The 19,202-nt window shown below is 69.6% G+C and carries 15 protein-coding genes; 4 read left to right on the top strand and 11 right to left on the bottom strand.

The window, feature by feature from the left end:
* Window positions 1–37 precede the first annotated feature (37 nt).
* On the top strand, window positions 38–1,855 hold the full coding sequence (locus tag HT136_RS12780; protein WP_214200160.1) for a tetratricopeptide repeat protein: 1,818 nt from the start codon (window positions 38–40) through the stop codon (window positions 1,853–1,855).
* A 7-nt stretch (window positions 1,856–1,862) separates the two neighbouring features.
* Here the strand turns inward: HT136_RS12780 and HT136_RS12785 are convergent, their stop codons facing one another.
* The 4 genes from HT136_RS12785 to HT136_RS12800 form a co-directional block, all read right to left on the bottom strand.
* Window positions 1,863–3,209, bottom strand: a complete 1,347-nt coding sequence (locus HT136_RS12785; RefSeq protein ID WP_425516893.1) for an MFS transporter — start codon at window positions 3,207–3,209, stop codon at window positions 1,863–1,865.
* A gap of 14 nt (window positions 3,210–3,223) precedes the next feature.
* Window positions 3,224–4,435, bottom strand: a complete 1,212-nt coding sequence (locus tag HT136_RS12790; protein WP_214200161.1) for an MFS transporter — start codon at window positions 4,433–4,435, stop codon at window positions 3,224–3,226.
* A gap of 116 nt (window positions 4,436–4,551) precedes the next feature.
* On the bottom strand, window positions 4,552–6,141 hold the full coding sequence (locus tag HT136_RS12795; RefSeq protein ID WP_246543666.1) for an alginate export family protein: 1,590 nt from the start codon (window positions 6,139–6,141) through the stop codon (window positions 4,552–4,554).
* A gap of 22 nt (window positions 6,142–6,163) precedes the next feature.
* Entirely contained in the window at window positions 6,164–7,174 is a 1,011-nt protein-coding gene (locus HT136_RS12800) for an MBL fold metallo-hydrolase (protein ID WP_214200162.1), read from the bottom strand.
* Window positions 7,175–7,308: 134 nt separating this feature from the next.
* Here HT136_RS12800 and HT136_RS12805 point away from each other — a divergent pair, with 134 nt between their 5' ends.
* Window positions 7,309–7,989 (top strand): TetR/AcrR family transcriptional regulator, encoded by a 681-nt coding sequence (locus HT136_RS12805; protein ID WP_246543667.1) that lies wholly within the window; start codon window positions 7,309–7,311, stop codon window positions 7,987–7,989.
* 413 nt (window positions 7,990–8,402) lie between these two features.
* On the top strand, window positions 8,403–10,283 hold the full coding sequence (locus HT136_RS26515; RefSeq protein ID WP_214200163.1) for a methyl-accepting chemotaxis protein: 1,881 nt from the start codon (window positions 8,403–8,405) through the stop codon (window positions 10,281–10,283).
* A 67-nt stretch (window positions 10,284–10,350) separates the two neighbouring features.
* On the opposite strand, the gene HT136_RS12815 is transcribed toward HT136_RS26515, so the two are convergent.
* Window positions 10,351–10,536, bottom strand: a complete 186-nt coding sequence (locus HT136_RS12815; protein WP_214200164.1) for a YbdD/YjiX family protein — start codon at window positions 10,534–10,536, stop codon at window positions 10,351–10,353.
* Window positions 10,533–12,581 carry a carbon starvation CstA family protein gene (locus HT136_RS12820; protein ID WP_214200303.1) on the bottom strand — a complete coding sequence of 683 codons (2,049 nt, stop codon included), beginning with the start codon at window positions 12,579–12,581 and terminating at the stop codon, window positions 10,533–10,535. The genes HT136_RS12815 and HT136_RS12820 overlap by 4 nt, the downstream gene beginning before the upstream one ends.
* Before the next feature lie 273 nt (window positions 12,582–12,854).
* On the opposite strand from HT136_RS12820, the gene HT136_RS12825 reads away from it, so the two are divergent.
* Window positions 12,855–13,583 (top strand): SDR family NAD(P)-dependent oxidoreductase, encoded by a 729-nt coding sequence (locus tag HT136_RS12825; RefSeq protein WP_214200165.1) that lies wholly within the window; start codon window positions 12,855–12,857, stop codon window positions 13,581–13,583.
* A gap of 35 nt (window positions 13,584–13,618) precedes the next feature.
* On the opposite strand, the gene HT136_RS12830 is transcribed toward HT136_RS12825, so the two are convergent.
* The 5 genes from HT136_RS12830 to HT136_RS12850 form a co-directional block, all read right to left on the bottom strand.
* Entirely contained in the window at window positions 13,619–14,527 is a 909-nt protein-coding gene (locus HT136_RS12830; protein ID WP_246543669.1) for a 3'-5' exonuclease, read from the bottom strand.
* Between the two features lie 102 nt (window positions 14,528–14,629).
* Window positions 14,630–14,902, bottom strand: coding sequence for a DUF3325 family protein (locus HT136_RS12835; protein ID WP_214200166.1), 273 nt, complete (start codon window positions 14,900–14,902; stop codon window positions 14,630–14,632).
* Window positions 14,899–16,467, bottom strand: a complete 1,569-nt coding sequence (locus tag HT136_RS12840) for a PepSY-associated TM helix domain-containing protein (RefSeq protein ID WP_214200167.1) — start codon at window positions 16,465–16,467, stop codon at window positions 14,899–14,901. The genes HT136_RS12835 and HT136_RS12840 overlap by 4 nt, the downstream gene beginning before the upstream one ends.
* Window positions 16,464–16,799: a hypothetical protein gene (locus HT136_RS12845; protein WP_214200168.1), complete on the bottom strand. Its 336-nt coding sequence runs from the start codon at window positions 16,797–16,799 to the stop codon at window positions 16,464–16,466. Before HT136_RS12845 ends, HT136_RS12840 begins: the two co-directional genes overlap by 4 nt.
* 4 nt (window positions 16,800–16,803) lie before the next feature.
* Complete coding sequence (locus HT136_RS12850) at window positions 16,804–18,972, bottom strand: TonB-dependent siderophore receptor (RefSeq protein WP_246543670.1); 2,169 nt, start codon at window positions 18,970–18,972, stop codon at window positions 16,804–16,806.
* Window positions 18,973–19,202: the final 230 nt, after the last annotated feature.

The raw sequence follows: 19,202 nt of genomic DNA on the forward strand, positions 1-19,202 counted from the left end.
TGTCTGTAAAGCTATCGGATCATAGGGGAGAGGCGGGATGCGGGCTCTTTATGGTGCTGGCCTGATGATCGTTGCGGCGGGCGGCGTTCCCGCGGCGATGCCGCTCGAGGGGGCGGTCGCGACCGGCCCCGCTCTCTCCGGGCAACCCGACCCGACGCTGGCCGGGCGGCTTGCCTGCGGGGGCGGCAATCGCAACGCGCTGACGTTGCGCCGTCGTCTCGAACTGGCGGGGCGGCTGGCGCCCGCAAGCCCCGACGGAGCGGGAGGGATCGCGCTCTATCCGGGAATACCCGCGAGCGACCTGCCCGCGCCCGAGCTTCAAGGGCTTGCCGCGCGCTACTTCGCGCAAGGGCTGGCGCTGTCCTACGGCTTCAACCACGCGGCGGCGATCCGCTCGTTCCGCAAGGCGCAGCAAGCCGATCCGGACTGTGCCTTGTGCTACTGGGGCGAGGCGATGGCGCATGGCCCCAACATCAACGCGGCCATGGGCGCCGGGGATGGGGAGGCGGCCCTGCGTGCGCTTGCCCGGGCACGCGCGCTGGCCCCTGCGGCTTCGCCCGTCGTGCGCGGCCTCATTGCCGCGCAGGCGGCGCGCTACGAAACGCTGGGGCATGGCGGGGCAGGACAGGGGCAGGGACAGGGGCAGGCCGGCCGGGCGGACCTCGACCGCGCCTACGCCGGTGCGATGCAGGATCTTGCCACGCGCTTTGCGCAAAGCGACGACCTGGCCGTGCTCGCAGCGGAAGCGGCGATGAACACGCGGCCTTGGGACTACTGGCAGGCGCCCGGCACGCCCTATCCCGAGATCGCCTGGGCGATCGGGCGGGTCGAGGAGGTCATGCGGCGCAATCCCCGGCACGCGCAGGCCGGGCACCTCTACATCCACCTGATGGAGGCGAGCGCGCCCGAGAAGGCGCAGGATGCGGCGGACCGCCTGGCGACGGGCGCGGCCCCGGCGCAGCTCGGCCACCTCGTCCACATGCCCTCGCACATCTACTATCGCGTCGGGCGCTACGCCGATTCGCTGCGCGCCAACATCGCCGCCGTGCGGGCGGACGAGGCCTATCTCGCCCAGGCGGGCGACGACGGGCTCTATCGCTACGGCTACTACCCGCACAACGTCCATTTCCTGCTGACTTCGGCGCAGATGGTCGGCGACATGGGGCGGGTGATGACCGAGGCGGCGCGGCTGACCCGGTTGCTCGACGTCGAGACCGCGCGGCGCGTGCCCTGGGTCCAGGCGATCCATGCCGCGCCGGCTTTCGCGATCGCCCAGTTCGGGAGCGTGGAGGCGATCCTGGCGTCCACCGAGACACCCTCGCCGCTGCCCTATCCCGAGGCGATGCGCCACTACGCGCGGGCCACCGCGGCGGCGCAGGCGGGCGACCGCGTGGCCTTCGCTGGGCACCTCGCGGCCTTGCAGGAGGCGGGCCGCTCGCCGCCGATCGCGCAGATGGCGGGGGAGGGCTTTCCCGCTCCCGACCTGCTGCGACTGGCGGCGCTGGTGGCCGAGGCGCGCTGGCAGCACTGGCAGGGCAGCCTTGCGCGCGCGGTGACGCTCTACGACGAGGCCGAGGTGGTCGAGGCGAGGATCGCCTACAACGAGCCGCCTTACTGGTATTACCCGGTCGCCCAGTCGCGCGGCGCGGCGCTCTACGCTTCCGGGCAGTTCGCCGCCGCGCGCGAGGCATTCCGCAAGGCGCTGTTCATGGCGCCCAACGACGGCTGGGCGCTCTACGGCCTTGCCCGGAGCGAGGCCAGCCTCGGAAACCGGCGCGAGGCCGAGGCGGCGGGCGCCGCGCTGGCGCGCAACTGGCTGGGCGACCCGCAGTGGCTGACGATGGCGCGGCTCTAGGCCGGGGTCACGGGGCGCGGGGCGCTTCGGGGGCGGTTTCGCGCAGCAGGAGCAGCGCCAACGCGCCCAGCAGCGAGCCGCTGGCCATGATCACCGCCACGCCTGCAAGGCCTATGCCCGCGGTGAACAGGATACCCGCCACGATCGGGCCGAGCGCCGCTCCGCCGCGTCCCAGGCCGATCACGAAGCCGGTCCCGCCCGCGCGCACTTCGGTCGGGAAGGCCTTGGCGAAGATGGCGTAGAGGCCGACGACGCCGGCGTTGGTGAAGAAGCCCGCTGCCCCCGCGACCGTCGCCAGCCCCGCCAGCGATTGCTGCCCCTGGCCGAACACGATGACCATGACGGTCGAGACGAGCATGGCCCCGATCACCAGACGGCGCACCGCCACCCGGTAGGTCAGGAAGCTGAGCAGGCTGGCGCCGAGCAGGCCGCCCACGTTGGCCCAGACCAGCACGCCGCCCGCCTGCGCGGCGGGGTAGCCCATGTCGACCACGATCTTGGGGATCCACTTCAGGATGAAGTAGAAGGTCATGATGTGGCAGAAGTAGGCGATCGTCAGGAGCACCGTGCTGCGCGCGAGCGTGGGCGCGAAGAGGGCGGCGAAGGAGGCCTTGGGGGCGTCTTCGCGGTGGGGAGGAAGCCCGCTCGCGGGAGCATGGCCGAGCCGCGCGAGGATCGCGTTGATCCGCGCGAGCGCGTCTGCCCGGCGGCGATGGACATGGAAGCCGATCGATTCCGGCAGCAGGAAGAAGGCCAGCGGCAGGAAGGCCGCGCTGACCGCCGCGCCGAACAGGAAGACGTCGCGCCAGTTGCCGCTCGCCAGCAGAGAACTGGCAATCGAACCGCCCAGGATCGCGCCCATCGGATAGCCCGAGGCCATGATTGCGACCGCGAGGTTGCGGTGCCGGGCGTTCGCGAATTCGGCGACGATGGCGTTGGTGCAGGCCAGCATGCCGCCGATGCCAAGGCCCGTGACGAGGCGGATCAGGCCGAGCTCGACGACCGAGTGCGCCAGCGTTGCCAGCGCCATGCCGCCCGCCATGACGACGAGGCAGCCCAGCACGGTGGGGCGTCGCCCGATGCGGTCGGCGAGGTTGCCGAGCAGGATCGAGCCGATCGCCATGCCGATCAGTTCCATCGAGAGCACCACGCCCAGCGCGGCGCGGTCGATGCCCCATTCGCTGGCGATGCCGGGCGAGGCGAAGCTGATCGCCAACACGTCGAAGCCGTCGAGCGCGTTGAGCGCGATGGAGAGCGCGACGACGACGATCTGGAGCGGCTTCATCGGGCTTGCCGAGAGCAGTTCCTGCGGGTCGGTGCCGGGGGCGGCGGTGGCGGATGGGGGGGAAGCCATGTGCGAGGGGTCTTTCAGTGCGAGGGGGGGCCGCCGCGATCGATGCGACCGTAGCGGCGGTCCAGCCAGACGGGGACCAGGATGAGGACGAGGAGCGGGAGGGGCAGAAAAACGGACAGCCAGTCAGCCTGCGCGCCAAGGCCGAGCAGCAAGGGACCCGCCGCGGCGCCGATCCGCCCGACCCCCAGCGCCCAGCCCAGGCCCGTGCTGCGGATCGCGGGCGGGTAGAACTGCGCGGCGGCCGAGGTCATGCCTTTCTGGCTGGCGCCGATGCCGATGCCCGCCAGCAGCGCAGCCGCGAGCAGCATCCGGGGGGCAAGGCTCAGGCTGAGGACGAGCAGGGCGATCCCCGCGAGGCTGACCAGCCCCATGACGGCGAGCGCCCGCAACGGACCCCAGCGGTCCGCGCACCAGATCATCGGCAGCGCGCCGATCATGTTGCCCAGGGTGAAGGCGCCGGTCACCGCGACGGCGCCCGTGAACGTGGCGCCGCCGCGCGTCGCCAGCAGCGGCAGCCAGGACTGGAGCGTGTAGAAAAGGGCAAGGCCGACCGGGAAGAGTACCCAGAACAGCACGGTGCCAAGCCGCCGCGAACCGGCCAGGAGCGCGCGTGGACCCTCGATGGGGGGGCGTTCGTCGCGCCGGTGCGTGGGGCGGGTGGTCGTGGGGCTGTCGGGAAGCCGCCGCGCGCCCAGCGCGCTGGCGAGGGCGAGGACGACGTTGATGGTCCAGGGTGCGCGCCAGCCGGCGAGCGGGATCAGCCAGAGCGAGACCAGCGCGGCGGTGAGGAACCCCAGCGAATAGGCGGTGTAGACCGCGACGACACGCGGCCCCTGCCAGCGCGTATCGCCCTGCTGGCTGGCGATCGAGACCGCCGGGGGGATCGCGCCGCCGCTTGCCGCGCCGATCGCGACGCGCCAGGCGCCCAGGGCAAGGACGTCGCGCGCGAGGAGGCTGGCGAGGCTGGCGAAGGCCAGTGCGGCCATGCTTGCGGCGATCACCCGGCGCGCCCCGAAGCGGTCGGCGAGCGGCGCGACGAGGACGTAGCCGGCCATCAGCCCGAACATGGCGCAGGCGAGTAAAGGGCCGACCAGACGGTCCGCGAGCGCCCAGTCGTGCACGAGCCCGGGCATCGAGAAGGCGAAGGCCTGCAGGCTGTAACCTGCGGCCAGGAGCACGGCGGCGCAGCACGCCGTCACCCCGTGTTCGCTTTGGCCCTTGGCCATCCCTTGCAACTCCTCACCCCATCGGCGACCGCCCCGTTCGGGCGCGGCAGCGGCGCCGCACCCGGCCAGGCGCAGCCCCGGATCCGGAGCCTGCGGCCAAGGGCAGGCACGCGCCATCAGAACCGCAGCAGCAACCGGGTCTGGAGAAAGAGGTTATCGCCGTAACCGCTTCGTGTCAGGACCTTTCCGGAATCGACGTAGTTGGCGATGCCCGAGAGCACGACGTGCGGATCGGGAACCCAGTCGAGCCGCGCGCGCGCGATGTTGGCGACGTGCTTGCCGGCCACGTTCTGCGTGCCGGCGTAGACGACCGCGTTGCCGCGGTAGACCGCGTCGTTCTCGTCGGGTCGCCAGTAGAAGCCGGTCTCTCCGGTGAACTTGAGCTTCTTCGACAGTGGTACCAGCAGCGTGGGGGCAACGCCCATCATGTTGCTGGCGCCGATGTAGTTGTCGTCGCTGAACATGATCGTGGCGTTGTAGAGGATGTTGAAGGCGCCAACCTTGCCCGAACTGTCGTAGCTGCCGCCGCCCGAGGCATAGTCGGCGTGGAAACCGAGGCGGGGTGCCCGCGCGCCGCTTCCCAGTGCCACCGACTGGGTTGCCGAGGCGGCCCAGGCATCGACCGTGCGCCCGGCGAAGCGGCCGTCCTGCTTCATCCCCGTCCAGTCGAAGGCGAGCGGGCCCCAGTGGCCCCACAGGCGTGCGCCCCAGGTCTCGCGCCGGTCCGAGCCGGAGAGCAGGCCGCTCGTGCGCTGCTCGCGGGTGTAGTGATAGTAGAAGGGATCGAGATAGATCGCGGAAGCCTTTGCGGCCTTTGCGCCCTGGCCACTGCGGGCGAGGACGAAGCTGGCAAGTCCGCCCGAAAACGTCTCGCCATTGCCGATCCCGTCGTCGAGCACGCCCTTGCCCTGCTCGGTGGGAACGAAGTCGAAGACGGTGAAGCGAAAGCGCGACCAGTCCATCGAAAGCCGCGCACCGTTCATCGAGACGCGGATATTGGGGTTCTCGCGCGGGCTGATGACCAGCCGCGGGCCGTCGAAGAACTCCTGCCGGCCGATCGTCACGCGCGCGACGCCGGACGCGATCGGCGCGGCGATCTCGGCGAAGAGCTGCTGGACGATGAGGTCGTTTTCCCAGACCGCGACGTGGCTGGTCTCGTTGGTGCCGAAGATGTGGCCCGAGGCGAGTTCGCCGTAGACGCGAAACGCCGGGCCGATGCGCAAGTCGCCCGCGAGCGTGGTGCGCGAGAGCCACTCGGTGCGCGCCTGCGTCCCGTTGAGCATGGGACGGGTCGAATGGCTGACGCTGAACCGCTGATCGCCGCTGAGCGAGAACGTCACGTCGCCATCGCCGTCGAGCGCGATGGCCTTGAGCGGGGCCGACCAGTCCTTGGGGCGGGTCCCCGAGCGCCAGTCCTCGGCCCCGCGCAGGAGCCGGTAGTTGGGGCCGACGCGCGGGCCCAGGCCGTCGGCCTCGGCCGGATAGGGCGAGGCGAGCGGATCGCGCGGCAGGGCCGGGGGCGACGGGGTGGCGGGGCTGGCGCCGGTCTCGGCCTCGGCGGATTGCGGTGCGGCGGTGTCGGCGTTGGCGGCGTCGGTCGTTTCCGCGGCGTACGCGGCTCCGGGCACGACGGTGGGCGCGATCATTCCCAGCGTCAGGCATCCGGCGAACCCACCCACGCGCCATCCCTTGCGGTGGCTGCGCATCAGGTCTCTCCCAATTCGTGGTTTATCCGAGCGTGATGCTCTGGAGGTCGTGGCCGACGACGATCTCGCCGGAATAGTTGGTGGCGGCGGCGTCGTGCCACATCTGGTCGGTGATCCAGTCCATGTCGCCGGGCACGAAATGCGTGAGCACGAGCTTCTTGGCGCGCGCCATCGTCGCGATCTTGCCCACGTCCTGCGCCGAGGTGTGCGAGGAGAGCAGGTGGTTGCGGAATTCCGCACCCTGGTGGGCCCGCTTGACGAGCGCGTCGACCCCGGGGACGTAGAGCGTTTCGTGGACGAGCACGTCGCAGTCGCGCGCGAACTCGGCCAGCGCGGGGTTGAACGCGGTATCGCCCGAGATGACGATCGTCCCGTAGGCGGTTTCGAAGCGGTAGGCGAGGTCCTTGAGCGGGGGATGCGGCGTGGTGAAGGCGGTCACCTTGACGACGCCGTCGTCCATCACCGGACCCGTGGCCGCGTCGAATTCGTGGACCTTAAGCAGCGTGGCGGGATCGACGCGTCCCTCGTCGGCGATGCGGGTGTGGATGTCCGCGCTGTTCGAGGCCCAGTAGTCGCGCGCCATGTCGGCGAGCCCCTTGGGCCCGTAGGCGTTGACCGGCTGGCGCAACTGGCCTGCGGCCCAGGTGTTGTAGACGAGGTTGCCGAATTCCAGCTCGTGGTCGGAATGCATGTGCGAGATGAAGATGTCGCGCAGCTTGGAGAGGTCGAGACCGGCCTTCACCGCCTGTGCGGTCACCCCCATGCCGCAGTCGATGATGTAAAGGTTGCCGTCGACGACGAGGGCGTTCGCCGGGTTTGAACGGGCGCCGCCCACGCGCGGGCCGCCCTTGGTGCCGAGCAGGATCAGGCGCGCGCCCTTTTCGGGACTGGTCCCTGCGGGCGCACCGGCGCCGTCCTGGGCCAGCAACCGCGAGGCGGGCAGGGTGCCGATCAGGCCGGCGGCCGCACCGGCGACAGCGCCGCCAAGCAGCGTGCGGCGCGCGAGGACGGAGGAACGGAAGGGGGGATTCATCGAGGCCTCTCCAGATGGTTCTTGTGCAAGTCCGTTGCCCGGACGTCTTGACGGTGTGCCTATCGGGCGATCTGGAAGGAGTCAATACGAATACGAATCGCGTTCGGTTTTTGGGAATGAGCCCTGGGTGGAGCATGGACAAGGTTTGCGAGATCGGCGAAAGCGGAGCGATGAACACGCAGCTGTCCGACCTCGAAGCCGACTTCGAAAGGGCGGGGGTTCCCCCGGCGCAGCAGGCCCGCAGCCGCACGCTGCGCGACGAACTTATCCGCCTTTCGCTCGAGATCGCCCGGCGCCGCTCCTTCGACGATGTCGGCATCGTCGAGATCTGCCGCGAGGCGGGCTGCTCGACCGGTGCGTTCTATTCGCGCTTCCCCGACAAGCTCACGCTGTTCAAGGCGGTCATGGTGAAAGCGGCGGCCGAATCGCGCCCGATGCTCGAGGCGATCGTGCGCGAGACGCCCTTCGAGCAGGTTCTCACCCGGCTCGTCGCCGAACAGGTCCGGCGCTTCCACGAGCAGGAGACCTTCTTCCGCTCCGCCTTTCGCGTGAGCCTGGCCGACAGCGAGGCCTGGCAGCCGTTCCGCCGCAACGCGCACGACCTTGCCTCGGCTTATGTCGAACGTGTGCGCGAGGAACCTTCGTTTGCGTCCGGCGCCTTCGACGAGGGGCGCATCCGCTTTGCGTTCCAGGTCATGTACGGCGTGCTCAACAATACGGTCAGCCAGAAGCCGGGCCCATATCATCTGACCGATCCCGAGTTTCCCGGCCTTCTCGAAGTCGCGATGCGCGCGACGATGGGGCTGGGCGTCTAGGTCGAAGCGGCCTGACCCGCTGCGGCGCGTAGGGGTAGCGCCAAGGCTGGCCGCCCTTCGGGGAAATCGGGTGTGGAACCCGGCGCACGGCCCCAGGGGCTGAAAGCCGTGGTCGGGTGCCACGGGTTCCATGACTAACGCACCTGGCGCAAAGGGGGCATAGGGTGAAACCCCTATTTCGATCGCGTCGCGCGCTTCCGCTGGGGCAAATCTTGGCGGAGTTCCCGCCGTCGTGCCCGGGGGACCTGCATCCCACGGGTGCGCTTTGCGAACCGGCCCCGGACCACCCGCCCTGAACCACCGGCCCTTGTCGCACGGCTGTCACGAAAGCCGTGCCCTGCGCCCGTCGGAGGCCCTGTGCCTTCTATAATGGCGGGCAGAAGCCATCAAGACAGGGAATGGGGATTGCCATTGTGACCATCTTTCAGAATTTGCGGATTGCGACCAAGGTGGCAGGGCTGCTGCTCTTCCTCGGCGCGCTCCTGCTGGTGATCGCGCTGCTCGGCAATCGCACGGCCGAGGGTATCAGCCTCGACTACCGCCAGCTTGTCGAGCGCACGCTGCCCGGTACCACGCATCTGGCCCGCGCCAACCGCCGCGCCATCGAACTGGTCTACATCGGCGCGCAATCCCTGGCCTTCGAGCGCAGTGGTCGCGGCAAGGAACTGCGCGCGGCGCTCGACAAGGCGCATGAGCGCGGGGGCGACAACCTGTCCGAGGCGCTCAAGACCGACGAGGCCTTCCGCGAAACCGTGCCCCAACTGCGCCAGCAGTACGATGAAACCTACCGACTTGCGGGCGAGGTGCTCGACCTGGCGGCCGCGGGCCGCGACGGGGAGGCGCGCGGCAAGCTTGACCAGGCCAACCGCGAACTCGACAAATTCGCCGATGCGGTCTCGCAGATCACCTACAAGCGCGTCGACGAAGGCGATGCCCGCACCGCTGCGATCGAAGCGCGGGTGGCACGCGATGCGCGCAGCCTGCTGCTTTACAGCGTCCTGGCCGTCGCCTTGGGGCTGGGGGTGGCGATCCCGCTCGCGCGGATCGGCGTCTCGCGCCCGCTCGGGCGCCTACAGGGGGTGATGGGCGATCTCGTCGCCGGGCGTAACCATGTCGAGGTCGCGGGCACCGAGCGGCGCGACGAGGTGGGCGACATGGCCCGTGCGGTCCTGGTCTTTCGTGACAACGCAATCGCGCAGGAAGCCGCCGAGGCGGCCAAACGCCGCGGCGCGGCCGAGCAGAAGCTCGTCGTGGAGACGCTGGGCACGCACCTGGGCAGTCTGGCCGAGGGTGACCTGACGGCGACCATCCATGCCGAATTCCCGGCCGACTACGCCGCGCTGCGCGCCAATTTCAACCGTGCACTCGAGGCGCTGCGCGAACTCATCGGCGCGGTGGTGACAGGGGCGGTCGAGATTCGCAACGGATCGACCGAAATCGCCAGCGCGTCCGAAGACCTCGCCACCCGCACCCAGAGCAACGCCGCCAGCCTCGAGCAGACTTCGGCCTCGGTGAGCGAGATGAACACCCGCCTCAAGCAGAGCGCGGGGGCTGCGAGCGACACCGCCGCGCGCGCCGGGCAGGCGATGGCGACGATCGGCGACGGGCGCCAGGTCGTCGACCAGGTGGTCCAGGCGATGGGGCGCGTGGCCGAGAGCGCGGAAGGGATCGACACGGTCATCGAGGGCCTCGACAAGGTGGCCTTCCAGACCCGGGTCCTGGCCATGAACGCGGCGGTCGAGGCGGGCCGTGCGGGCGAGGCGGGGCGCGGCTTCGCGGTCGTCGCCGATCTCGTCTCCGCGCTTGCCATGCGCGCCGAGGAGGAAGCCAAGCGCGCGCGCGAACAGCTCACCGTCACCCAGTCCGAAGTGGGCGTCGCGGTCGAGGCGGTGCGCAAGGTCGACAATGCGCTTTCGGCGATCACCTCGGACGTTTCGAGCGTCACCGACCTCTTGTCCTCGCTGGCCGAGGACAACCGCGCGCAGTCGGTGGCGATCGGGGAAGTCTCGGTGGCGGTCGAGACGATGGACGATTCGACCCAGCGCAACGCCGCGATGGTCGAGGAAATGTCCGCCGCGGCCCGCCACTTGGACGAGGAAGTCAGCGCGCTGGCCCGCCGCGCCGGGACGTTCCGCATCGGCAGCGGACAGGCGCAGCCCACGCGCAAGGCGCCTCTCGCGCCGAGTGCGGTTGCGCGGCCAGTCGCAAAGCCCGTCGCAAAGCCCCTCGCGCGGCCGGTTGCCCGGGTCCCCGAACCGGTCCTGGCCGAAGACGAGGACTGGCAGGCGTTTTAAGCTGCGCGAAACGAACAGAGCCCCCGTCCGGGTCCGGACGGGGGCTCTGTTCGCGCGTTCGCAGCGCTCAGCAGCACTTGCCGCCGCCGGCTCCGCCGAAGCGGGCCTGCTCGCGGTTGCGGAAGAACTCGATGCGGGTCATCGGCGTGGCCTCGGGGTGCTGGCGAGCCATGTGCTCGAGGTAGGCCTCGTAAGGCGGTTGGCCCACCATCAGGCGCAGCATCGCGCGCAGCGAGCGCAGGGGCCGGTTCATTCGGCGGGGACCATCTGCGCGGGCGTCTCGTTGACGCTGACCTCGTCGCGGCGCAGCGCCGCGCGGCAGGTGCGCCAGGTGAAGCCGAGCAGCGAGATCACCACCGCGAGGAACACCACGCAAAGGCCCGCATCGATACGGTCGTTGAAGACGATCGCGTCCATTTCGGCCATCGACTTGGCCGGAGCCAGCACGGTCCCGGCCGCGCGCGCGGCGTCGAACTTGGCCGCGTGCGCGAGGAAACCGACCGCCGGATCGGCCGAGAACAGCTTGAGGAAGCCCGCGCTCAGCGTGCAGATCAGCAGCCAGATGGTCGGCAGCACGGTCACCCAGGCGTAGCGCTGCTGCTTCATGCGGAAGAGCACCGTGGTCGCCAGCATCAGGGCGACCGCGGCCAGCATCTGGTTGGAAATGCCGAACACCGGCCACAGCGTGTTCACCCCGCCCAGCGGATCGGTCACCCCCTGGTAGAGGAAGAAGCCCCAGCTCGCCACGCACAGCGCCGTTGCCACCACGCCCGGCACCCACGAGGTCCCGGCGCGGAACGAGGGTACGGCAAGCCCGATCAGGTCCTGCAGCATGAAGCGGCCCGCGCGCGTGCCCGCATCGACCGCGGTGAGGATGAACAGGGCTTCGAACAGGATCGCGAAGTGGTACCAGAAGGCCTTCATCGCAGCGCCGCCCGCGACGTGGCTGAAGATCTCGGCCATCGCCACCGCCAGCGTCGGCGCGCCGCCGGTGCGCGAGATGATGGTGTGCTCGCCCACGTCGCGCGCGGTCTGCGCGAGGAGTTCAGGGCCGATCGGATAGCCCATCGCGCTGACGGCGTGCGCGGCGCTTGCCGGATCGGTGCCGAGCACGGCGGCCGGGCTGTTCATCGCGAAGTAGATGCCGGGATCGAGGATCGAGGCGCCGACCAGCGCCATGATCGCGACGAAGGCCTCCATCAGCATCGCGCCGTAGCCGATGAAGGGCGCGTCGGTCTCGGCGGCGATCAGCTTGGGCGTCGTGCCGCTGGCGATCAGGGCGTGGAAACCCGAGACCGCGCCGCAGGCGATGGTGATGAACAGGAACGGGAACAGCGCGCCCGACCAGGCCGGACCGCCGCCGCCCACGAACTGGGTCAGCGCGGGCATGCGCAGCGGCGGGGCCATGACCACGATGCCCACCGCCAGCGCGCTGATCGCGCCGATCTTGAGAAAGGTGGAAAGATAGTCGCGCGGGGCGAGCAGCAGCCAGACCGGCAGCACCGAGGCGAGCGCGCCATAGCCGATCAGGATCCAGCACAGGCTCTGCGGGGTGAAGGTGAAGAGCGGGCCCCAGAAGGCGGAGGCGGCGACGTTCTGCCCGAACACGATCGCCGCGATCAGCCCGACGAAGCCGAGCACCGAGACCTCGCCGATGCGGCCCGGGCGGATCCAGCGGGTGTAGACGCCCATCGCCAGCGCGAGCGGGATGGTGGCCGCGACGGTGAACATGCCCCAGGGGCTCTCGGCCAGCGCGCGCACCACGATCAGCGCCAGCACGGCGAGGATGATGACCATGATGAGGAAGGCCCCGGCGAGCGCGATCGTGCCCGCCACCGGACCCATCTCGAGGCGCACCAGCTCGCCCAGCGACTTGCCGTCGCGGCGCATCGAGATGAACAGCACCATGAAGTCCTGCACCGCGCCGGCCAGCACGACGCCGAAGATGATCCACAAGGTTCCCGGCAGATAGCCCATCTGCGCGGCGAGGACCGGGCCGACGAGAGGTCCCGCCCCGGCGATGGCCGCGAAGTGGTGTCCGAACAGTACGCGCTTGTCGGTCGCGACGTAGTCGAGCCCGTCGGCGCGGGTCAGCGCGGGCGTCGCGCGCAGGGGATCGAGCCGCATGACGTGGCGCGCGATGTAGAGCGCGTAGTAGCGGTAGGCGACGAGGAAGCAGCTGACCGCCGCGACCACGATCCACAGCGCGTTGACGGGTTCGCCGCGCGAGATCGCGAGGACCGCGAGGCATCCCGCCCCGACGAGCGCGAGAAGGAGCCAGGGCAGATGCTTGAGCAGGGGCGTAGATGTCATGCTCGCTGGTATCACGGTCTTCGCGCCGTCTGGCAATGCTCAAGTCACCGATAGGTGCACGATCCGTTTACGCCGTGCTGCGCGCTCGTCCGTCGGCGCGCAGGCGTGGGCGAACCCGTTTCGTCGAAGGGCATTGTCCTGCATTTTTGATTCGACGCCGCCTGCGGCCTCGTGGAAGGAACGCAGCAATGACCAAAAGCCTGCAAAGGGGGAGATCCGGCATGGTATATTCGTTCCACCCGTGTCGGGACAGCCGGCGTGTCTGATCGCCTCGCAGGGCGCATCGCCGTCGTGACGGGCGCAGCCAATGGCATCGGCGCGGGCATCGCCGCGATCTTCCGGAAGGAAGGGGCCTGCGTGATCGGTGTTGATCGCGCCGGGGCGGACGAGACGGCCGACCTTACCGACGAAGCCGAAGTCACCGCGCTTTTCGCGCGCATCGGCCAGCGTCATGGCCGGATCGACGTTCTCGTCAACGCCGCGGCCTTTGCCGTGTTCGACTGGCTGGAGGACATGACGTACGCCGATTGGAAGCGCACGCTCACCGGGGAACTGGACATCGTCTTCCTGCCGACCCGCGCGGCCTGGCCCTGGCTCAAGCAGAGCGCAGCGCAGGGCATGGGCGGGGCCAGCATCGTCAACTTCGCCTCGGCCAACGCGCACCACGCGCTGGAGGGCTCCCCCGCCCTCGCGCATTGTGCGGGCAAGGGTGGGGTGCTGGCCATGACGCGCCAGCTCGCGATGGAGGGCGCTCCACACGCGATACGGGCCAACACGATTGCACCGGGCTTCATCCGGACGGCGGCGACCGCCCGGCATCTCGCGGCCGATCCCGAATTCGAGAGACAGGTCCTCGCCAAGAACATGCTCAAGCTCCTGGGCGAGCCGGAGGACATCGCGTGGTGCGCGACGTGGCTTGCCAGCCGCGAGGCCCGTTACGTGACGGGTGCCGATTTTCGGATCGATGCGGGCGCGACGGCCTGGTGACCGGCCCCGGACGTGCCCGGAGCCTGGCCTTCGGATCAGCACGCGGCCTTGTACCGCTCGCAGGCTGAAACCGGCAGGAAGGCGGGCGCGCCGTGGCCGGTGTAGACCTCGGCCTTGAGCCAGGCTTCTTCCGCCGCGCGCTCGGTCTCGGGGATTTCGCGCGACCAGAAGCGCAGCGCCGCGTTCCAGCGATAGCCGTGCGCCTTGAGGCGGTCCTTGGCCTCGAACGGCGCGTCCACGGCGTTCACGCGAAAGCTGGGGCGCTGCGAGCGCGCCAGCAGATCACCCAGGACGGTCCGGCCGTCGGGCAAGGCGTGGGCCAGCAGGTAGATCAGCGCGAGGATGTCGTTCTCGGCGCGGTGACCCTCGTAGAACCACCCACATTGCGCGACGAGGTGGGCCAGCGCGCGCCCGTCGAAGCCCAGGTCGAGCCAGTCGGGCTCGGCCAGCGAGCAGGCCCAGGCCTTGCCCGCGATCGCGGGGAGGCGCTTGTCGACGAAGGGGCGGTCGAAGGCGGCGTTGTGGGCGACGATCAGGTCGGCCGAGGCGAGAATCTCGACGGCTGTGTCCGCATCGATGCTCTGCCCCTTCAGCACCTCGTCGGTCAGCCCGGTCAGCTGCGTGATACGTGGATCGAGTTCGCGCCCCGGATCCTCGCGCCAGACGCGGGGCTGGCCGACCTGGACGATGTGCCCGGCCTCGTCGAAGCGGAAGCGCTGGATGGCCAGTTCGATGATCGCGTCGGTTTCGTGGTCGAGCCCCGTCGTCTCGACGTCGACGGCCACGCCGATCCGGTTCTGGGCTCCCGGCGTCGGTGCATGAAAGCGCGTGACCGGCCGCAACTTGCGCAGGACGCGGTAGTCGGCGCTGGCTTCGAGATACTGCGCGGCCCGTTCGTAAGGGGTGTCGGAAGGGGAGGACATGGCCAGCGGATAGGCGTGCATGACGTTCGAGGGAAGGTGGGACCTTACAATTCTGCAAGCCGGGTCGATCTTCGTGGCCCAAGGCCTACCAGGTCTAGGTGATCGTGCGGGTATCGCGGCAGGTCAGGCGGGCTTGCGCACGACGAGCAGCGCCACGATCGCGCCGGCCGCCAGCGCCAGGTGCCCGGTCCAGGTGAGGAGCCCGAGGGCGAGGCCGAAGGCACGGCTGTCGAGGACCAGCGCAAAGGTCAGGAGCGCCGCGCCACCCGTGCGCGCGGCGCGGATTTCGCGTGCGGTGAGGGTGCGGCGTACAAGGTCGCGCTGGTGGCGCTTCTGGGCGGCGGCGAGGGCAAGGAAGCCCATCGCGCACACGGCGATGACGAGAACGTGGATCATGTGGACCTCGCGTGTCGATGCGGGAGGGCGCGCGATGGCGTGGTGCGCGCGGCGCGGGCGCGGCGATGGAGCGTGCGTGCCGCCAGCAGCAGGCCGAGGCCCGTCGCCAGCAGGACGAGATCGAACCCGGCGAAAAGCAGGTCGCCGTGGGCAAGGCTGGCGGGCAGTCCGCGCTCGCTCGTCAGCGCGTTGACGAGGGGCAGGAGGAGATAGGCGGTCCCGGTTGCCGCGAGGGGCTCGATCCAGATGCGCGCGGCGGGGCGAAGGATGGCCCAGGCGAGGGTCGCGGCCCAGGCGAGGAAGAAGGCGTGGATTTCCGCCTCGGCGTGGCCGGGCAGGTCCACCGGAAGCAGCCGATTGGCGAGAAAGTAGGCGGCGATCGCGGCGGGCACGCCGACGACGGCGGCCACGTTGAGCCGCTCGACCAGCCGGAAGCCGAAGTGCGGGCGGGCCGGATCGGCCAGGCGCTGGCGGCGCTTGACGGTCCACAGGACGAGGCCGGTGCCGACCATTGCGGTTCCGGTGAGGCCGAACAGGAAGTAGATCCAGCGCAGCGCCAGGTCTGCAAAACGCCCCGCGTGCAGGCCGACCATCACGCTCTGCGTGGTGAGGCCCGGGCCCTTGGCCTTGCTCGCGCCGAGCAGCGCGCCATCGCGCGCGGCAAGCACGAGCGTCTCGCCCGCCGTGCCGATGGCGGCGTGGGCAGCGCGGCGCAGCGAGATCGTGGCGGTGGCATCGCCCGGATTGGTGATGCGCACCACGCCGACCGCCTTGCCGTCCCAGCGCTGGCGGGCGTGCTCCATGAGCGGGGCGATCGCGGGCACGGGGAGGGCCTCGCCGCTGCGCGCGACGGTCTTGTCGGGCCCGTTGACGGCCTCGAAGAACGCGGACGTCTGCGGGTAATTGGCGAGGATCCCGAAGGGCATGTAGAGGCTTGCCAGGGTGACGAGGCCGGTGAAGGTGATCATGGCGTGGAAGGGCAGCGCGAGCACCGCGCTGACGTTGTGCGCATCGAGCCAGCTCCTTTGCCCCTTGCCCAGGCGCAACGTGAAGAAATCGGTGAAGATCTTCTTGTGCGTGATGACGCCCGAGAGGATCGCGACGAGCATCGCCATCGCCGCGATGCCCACGAGGTAGCGCGCCCAGATCACCGGCAGGGCGTAAAGATCGAAGTGGAAGCGGTAGAGGAAGCGGCCGCCCTGCGTCTCGCGCACGGCAAGAGGATGGCCCGCCGCGTCGAGCAGGGCCTGCGTCTCGGCGCGCGCGCGCGGCGGGGCGCCTTCGCCCGGTTGCCAGAACACCTCGGTCGTCGCCCCGCGCGGTCCGGGCAATCCGATGTACCAGCTGCGCGCGTCGGGCGCGACTTTGCTCAGGTAGTCGATTGCGCCCTGTGCGGCGCGCTCCGGATCGGAGCCGGCGCGCACTTCGGGTTGCATCCAGAGCGTGATCTCGTCCTGGAAGTAGGAGACGGTGCCGGTGGCGAACATGGCGAAGAGCAGCCAGCCGAGCGCAAGCCCGCTCCAGGTGTGCAGCCAGGCCATCGATTGGCGCAGACCCTGTTTCATGCAAGGCCTCCGGCGCCGGGCAGGTCCAGCCACAGGAGCGCGCCGAGCCCCGCGGCGAGAGCGCCGAGAACGAGGCAGAGCCGTGCCAGCGCGTGCGTCGCGAAGACGACGAGGACGAGCGTGGCGAACAGCGCGAAGGAGAACAGCGTGGCGAGCACGCTGGCCTCGGCAGGGTCGATCGCGCAGGCGAGCAGGCGGGCAAGCCACGCCGTGGCCAACGCGCTTACGACGTAGTTGCCCAAGGTCGCGGCCAGTGTGCGCGCGGCGACCTGCAGGCGCGCCGCGCGGGGCGACGGGGCCCTTTCGGCCGGCGCGGGAAGCGGGCGGGCCATCCGCTCAGAACCCGTAGCGCAAGGTCAGCGTGGCGCTGCGCGGCTGGCCATAGGCGTACTGGGTGTAGAAGCCGATCTGCGAATAGTAGGTCGTGTCGAACAGGTTCTCGAGATTGAGCTGCGCCGAGAGGCCGTTCGCCATGCGGTAGCGCGCCATCAGGTTGACGAGGGCATAGCTCGGATTGCCGAGCCGCTCGGTCGCCTTGGTCACGGGATTGGTGGCGTCGGTATACGTGAAGCCTTGCCAGCTCACCCCGCCACCCAGCGCGAGCCCTTCGAGCGCGTCGGTGAAGGCGTAAGTGGTGAACAGGCGGGCGAGCCGCTGCGGGCTCTGCGTGTTGATGCGAGTCCCGTCCGCGTCGCGCGCCTTGAAGCCGGTGTAGCTCGCCGAGATGTCCCACCCGGGCAGGAGCCGCCCGTTGGCCTCGAGCTCGAAACCCTTGCTGTGCGCGCCTGGCGCGGCGTAGTAGGCCTGGTTGGTGGTTCCGGGCACCATGTTGTCCGCATCGGCCTGCCCCAGGTTGTCCTGCTCGATGCGGAACACCGCGAGCGAGGTCGTCAGCGCGCCCTCGAAGTAGCTGCTCTTGAGACCTGCCTCGTAGTTGACGCCGTTCACCGGGGGCAGGAAATCGCCGTTGCGGTCCTGGTATTCCTGCGGGCTGAAGATCTTGGTGTAGCTGGCATAAAGCGTCTGGCCCGGCACGATGTCGAAGAGCACCCCGGCGTAGGGCAGCAGGCGGTTGCGGTCGCCGTAGTCCTGATCCTTGCCATAGTACGCGCCCTCGCGGGTCCAGGACGACAGGCGTGCACCCAGCACGACATGGAGCGGATCGGCGAGCGAGAGGCGGGTGGCGGCGTAGTAGCCCCACTGCTTCGTCGTCCGGTCGATGACTTGCGAGCGCGCGCCCCATTCGGGCTCGGCGAAGGAGCCGTCCCATTCGAAGAAGTTGCCGGTGCTCGCCACGGTGCCCTTGGCGAAGCTGTAGTAGTCGAAGTCCTGCTGCGCAAAACTGGTGCCCAGCGTCAGCTCGTGTCGCCGCCCGAACAGCGCGAAGGTGCCGTTGACGCGCAGGCCGAGATCGATCTGGTCGGCCTTGCTCTGGTAGCGCGAAGCCGAGGGCGAGAGGCCTTCGCCGGTCTCGCGGTCGACCGTTCCGGACAGGTAGAGCAGGCGCAGCTGGCCCGAATTGCGGGTGTGGTTGAGATAGCCGCGCACGGTCCAGTCCGAACCGATTGCCTGCGTCAGGTTGAGGAACTGCGTCGCGTTGGTCGAGGCCCAGGAAGACCATTTCGCGGCCGTGGTCTTCGAGCGGCGCCAGTTCGTGCGCGTGCCGTCGGAATACCAGACCGGCAGGCCGCCCCACTGGCTGCCGCTGGGATCGTTGTGCTGGTAGGAGGCCCCGACCGAGAGCAGGGTGGTGGGCGAGAGATCCGCGTCGATGACGCCATAGGCAATGCCGGTCCGGTCGTGCAGGTAGTCGACGAAGCTGTCGCCTTCCTCGTAGCGGCCCACCAGCCGCAGGCGCACCGCGCCATTGGACGTCAGCGGTGTGGCGACGTCGCCGGTTGCCGACCAGCGGTTCCAGCTACCGTACGCGGCCGAGACCGAGCCGGTCAGCTCCTTGCTCGTCGCGTGCTTGCGGATGAGGTTGATCGAGGCGGAGGGGTTGCCTGCGCCGGTCATCAGGCCCGTGGCGCCGCGCACGATTTCGACGCGGTCGTAAAGCGCAAGGTCGAGCATCGATTCCCCGGCGCTGAAGCCCACGCTCCATTGCACGGGGATGCCGTCCACCTGGTAGCTGTCGATCGTGAACCCGCGCGCGGAAAAGCCGCTGCGCGAACTGTCGTAGGCCTGCGAGGAGATACCGGCGGCATTGTTGACGACTTCAGTCAGGGTGTGGAGCCCCTGGTCTTCGAGCATCTGCGCGGTGATGACGGTGACCGACTGCGGGGTCTCCTGGATGGTCAGGCCAAGTCCGGTGGCCGATGCTACGTTCTCGTCGGTGGTGTAGGCCCCGGTGACGACGATTTCCTCACCGCGCGCAGGCGCGGGCGCGGCCCCGGCGTCGTCGGCGCGGGCGCTTCCCGCGCCCAGCGCACAGGCCAGCGCGCAGAGCGAGGCGCTCGCCTTGTGGAAGGTGCGTGAGCTGAGTGAATGAATTCGAATAGTCAAAATGGCCCCCGTCGAAAATTGCCTGCGCATTCATGCAAATGAGAATCACTCGCAGTTAGGGGTCCGGGTAGGTTCTCATCGGGGGGGCGTCAAGAGCGCGATGTCCTTCCGGGGATCGATCGGCGCGGGATGAAGGCGCAGTTGACCCGGTAGCCGGTCGACCTGGTCGACCGGCCGGAACGGCGCACCGCGGAAATGCGGTTCAAGGTGTCGTGCGGATCGCAAGCCCG

It is taken from the genome of Novosphingobium profundi (assembly GCF_018491765.1).
In the GTDB taxonomy this organism is placed as follows: Bacteria; Pseudomonadota; Alphaproteobacteria; order Sphingomonadales; family Sphingomonadaceae; genus Novosphingobium; species Novosphingobium profundi.